Here is a 1095-nt window from a genome sequence, read left to right on the forward strand (position 1 = left end):
AAAGATGGTGTATCGCGGCGGCTGCGGCGGGATCTGGGATCGGGAAGCTGCAGCCCCTTCATGTACGATGCTTGCGAGGTCACCCCTGACCTCGGGCATCGAAGGAAGGAGCAACGGCGATGGCGCATTTTGTGCGACTGGACGTGTCGGTGCAGGAGACGGCGGTGTGCGTCGTCGATGAGGCCGGTAAGGTGATATGCGAGCGGAAGGTGCCGTCTGAGCCGGACGACATCATCACGCTGCTGACGTCGATCGGCGTGGACTACGGCCGCGTCGGGATTGAGGCTGGGCCGCTTTCGCAGTGGCTGGTCAACGGCATGGCGGAGGCCGGCCTGCCCGTGATCTGCGTCGAGACCCGTCACATGAAGTCGCTGTTGAAGGCGCAGCAAATCAACAAGTCCGACCGACACGACGCGCGCGGCATTGCTCAGATGATGCGCGTCGGCCTGTTCAAGCCGGTGCATGTGAAGACACTGGCAAGCCAGGAGAAGCGGATGCTGCTGACTGCGCGCCAGCTGGTTCAACGCAAGATGCTCGACGTTGATGCCGATCTTCGTGGCACTTTGCGCAACTTCGGCCTGAAGGTCGGCGTAGTCGGGCAAGCGGGGTTCGAAACGCGTATCCGCGAGCTGGTCGAAGGTTTGCCCAGGCTTGCCGCCATCGTCGAGCCGATGCTGACCATCCGTCGCGTCATGCGCCAGGAGTTCACCAGGCTGCACAAGATGCTGCTCGACGTCGTGCGGCATGATCCCGTGTGCCGGCGGCTAATGACGGCGCCGGGTGTCGGCGCTGTTGTTGCGTTGACCTACCGCGCGACTGTCGACCAGCCGCAGCGCTTTGCTCATTCCAGAGGGGTGGGTGCCCATGTCGGGCTGACACCTCGCCGTCACCAGTCGGGTGAAATCGACTACGACGGCGGCATCTCGAAGTGTGGCGACACCATGCTGCGCACGATGCTGTACGAGGCCGCCCAGGTCCTGCTCACCCAACGTGGTCACTGGTCGTGGCTGAAGGCCTGGGGCATGCGGGTTGCGCAACGGCGAGGCCAGCGCCGTGCCATTGTCGCTGTAGCCCGCCGCCTGGCGGTGATCCTGC

General features: G+C 64.1%; 1 protein-coding gene. It reads left to right on the forward strand.

Features of this window, described 5'->3' with window-relative positions:
* Window positions 1-119 precede the first annotated feature (119 nt).
* Window positions 120-1095 (forward strand): IS110 family RNA-guided transposase (locus tag ABIB57_RS26800; protein ID WP_354044508.1); only part of this gene is annotated, 976 nt, incomplete at its 3' end.

Origin of the sequence: Devosia sp. UYZn731, from assembly GCF_040546795.1 — a bacterium.
Lineage (GTDB): Bacteria > Pseudomonadota > Alphaproteobacteria > Rhizobiales > Devosiaceae > Devosia.